Origin of the sequence: Mycobacterium sp., assembly GCF_040398885.1 — a bacterium.
Classification (GTDB): Bacteria; Actinomycetota; Actinomycetes; order Mycobacteriales; family Mycobacteriaceae; genus Mycobacterium.
On the sequence record NZ_JBBATF010000277.1, the window covers coordinates 1 to 2,114 of the forward strand.

4 protein-coding genes are annotated in these 2,114 nt (G+C 70.2%); 3 read left to right on the forward strand and 1 reads right to left on the reverse strand.

The window, feature by feature from the left end; translation table 11 throughout:
- Nucleotides 1-3: 3 nt before the first annotated feature.
- Nucleotides 4-363: a hemophore-related protein gene (locus ADBZ5U_RS15965; RefSeq protein WP_526811836.1), complete on the forward strand. Its 360-nt coding sequence runs from the start codon at nt 4-6 to the stop codon at nt 361-363.
- A 4-nt stretch (nt 364-367) separates the two neighbouring features.
- Here ADBZ5U_RS15965 and ADBZ5U_RS15970 read toward each other — a convergent pair whose 3' ends face one another.
- Nucleotides 368-661: a WhiB family transcriptional regulator gene (locus tag ADBZ5U_RS15970; RefSeq protein WP_526811838.1), complete on the reverse strand. Its 294-nt coding sequence runs from the start codon at nt 659-661 to the stop codon at nt 368-370.
- 316 nt (nt 662-977) lie between these two features.
- Here ADBZ5U_RS15970 and ADBZ5U_RS15975 point away from each other — a divergent pair, with 316 nt between their 5' ends.
- Together ADBZ5U_RS15975 and ADBZ5U_RS15980 are read left to right on the forward strand one after the other, a co-directional pair.
- Complete coding sequence (locus ADBZ5U_RS15975) at nt 978-1,772, forward strand: hypothetical protein (RefSeq protein ID WP_526811832.1); 795 nt, start codon at nt 978-980, stop codon at nt 1,770-1,772.
- A gap of 91 nt (nt 1,773-1,863) precedes the next feature.
- A partial coding sequence (locus tag ADBZ5U_RS15980) for an RNA polymerase sigma factor (protein ID WP_526811834.1) occupies nt 1,864-2,114 on the forward strand: 251 nt, incomplete at its 3' end.

Sequence of the window (2,114 nt, forward strand, 5' to 3'; positions counted from 1 at the left end):
TCGATCGTAGGAGACACCGTGCTCAGCATCCGCTCCCTTGCCGGCGTCCTCGCCTCCGGTGCCGCCGTGCTGCTCGCCGCCGCCCCGTCGGCACTGGCTGATCCGCCCAACTGCACCGCCGCGGACATGGCTGGCGTGAGGGCCGGGGTGTCCGCGGCGACGTCGGCCTACCTGTTCACCCACCCGGACGTCAACGCGTTCGTGACGGGCCTGAAGGGCCAGCAGCGGGACCAGGCGCTCGCTGCGGTCCAGGAGTACCTGGACGCCCGTCCCCAGGAGAAGGCCGAGATCCGGGCGATCCGGCAGCCGCTGGCGGACTTCCGCGACCGCTGTGGCGCCGACTCCGAGCTGCCGACGCCCTAGCCGCTCAGGCGCTGCGGCGGCGAATGCCGCCCTTGAGCATCATCTCGCGCTCGGATTCGCTGAGTCCGCCCCAGATCCCGTAGGGCTCGCCCACCTGCAGCGCATGGCTCCGGCATTGGGTGATCACCGGGCACTGCCGGCAGAGTTGCTTGGCGTTCATCTCACGCTGGGCCCGGGCCCTGCCCCGCTCGCCTTCGGGATGGAAGAACACCGAGGAGTCGGCGCCCCGGCAGAGCCCCTGCATCTGCCAGTCCCACAGGTCGGCGTTCGGTGCTGGGAGTCGTTGTGGCTGTAGCATCTGGAATCCCTTCTCCCCGTGCATGTCTCGCACGTTAGAGTTGTGGACAGTCTTGGAGTGCTGGTCGCCGGTGACCACTCGCTCCCACCACGCTATGAGTCGCTGCGAGAGCTAGTCAATAGGCTCCGGCCGCGGCAATCACGTTGTGGCAGCGTGAGAATTTACGTCGCGTTCATCTGAAATGGCGCCGGTCGGCACCAGACCGGCTCACGACGCCCGCAACCCGGTCCGAATCCGGTATTCCACTGCCTGTGTTGACATGGCTGTAACGCGGTGAGCAAAAACTCTTAACCCGAATTGATAGCGTCGCGGCGCTATGACATTCCTCATCGCGGAGGCTGCGTTCGGCGCCGAGCCGGGCCGTTGGCCGTTGCCCTCCGCGGACGGCCCCGACGAGCTCTGGTTGCGCGCGGTGGCCGCCGGCGGCCAGGGTCGCTACGGCAGCGCGCAGACCGACCTGTCCGAGTTGCTGCGCGCCCGGCCCGCCGCCCGGCTGGCATCGCTGGCACTGAGCGCCCGCGCCTCATTTCTGCGCCAACTCGGATGGCACCGGCGCGCCCGCGATTGGGACGGGCGGGCCTGGGCCGGCGCAGCGGGCGACCCGGAGTCCGGCGTCGACGCCCTGACCGGCCTGGCCGCCGATGCGCTCGGTGTGGGTCGACTGGCGGTGTCGGCGGCGCTGCTGAACCGGGCCGAGACCCTGGCCCGGGCGCACCCCGATCTGCCGCGGCGGACGCCGATCCGGCTGGCATGGGTTCGCGCGGAGCTGGCCATGGCTGCGGGGGAGGGCCGGGTCGCGACCCGCCACGCCCGGCTCGGAGTCGAACTCGCCGAGGCCGCCCTGCCCGGCTTGCGTCGCCATCGGGTCAAGAGTGACGTCGTCCTGGCGGCCGCGCTGTGCTCCGCCGGTGACCTGGCGGGTTCCCGAACCGTCGCCGACGCCGCACTGGAGGCCGCCGACGCCCACCGCCTGATGCCGTTAAGGTGGGCGCTGGCCTGTCTACTGGCCGAGATCGGAAGCGGTGCGCACGGCCCGGCGGCAATCGCCGGGATCCGGGATGAAAGCGCCGAGTTCGTGATCCGCCACGGCGGCCGGTGGAATCGCCGCTAACCGCCGGTCAGCGGGGTGGGGCCGATATTGTCACTAGCTGAGCCCGGCTGACCGAAAAGCCCTGCACGTAACGTTGGAGATCCCGCCGTCGATGACCATTCCAGGAGAGCGTCTCGACGCGGCCGTCGCTGAGGCGGTGGCAGGCAGTCGCGACGCGCTCCGGGAGGTGGTTGAGACCATCCGCCCCATCGTGGTCCGGTATGTCCGGGCTCGGATCGGGACCGCGGAGCGCAGTGGTCTCTCAGCTGACGACGTCGCACAGGAGGTTTGCATGGCCGCCATCCAGGCGCTGCCGCGCTACCAGGATCAGGGACGCCCCTTCCTGGCCTTCGTGTACGGCAT

What these genes read in the sequence shown, in the direction of transcription:
- ADBZ5U_RS15970 (WP_526811838.1), bottom strand. Translation starts at nt 661, where the DNA reads ATGCTACAGCCACAACGACTCCCAGCACCGAACGCCGACCTGTGGGAC.
- ADBZ5U_RS15975 (WP_526811832.1), top strand. Translation starts at nt 978, where the DNA reads ATGACATTCCTCATCGCGGAGGCTGCGTTCGGCGCCGAGCCGGGCCGT.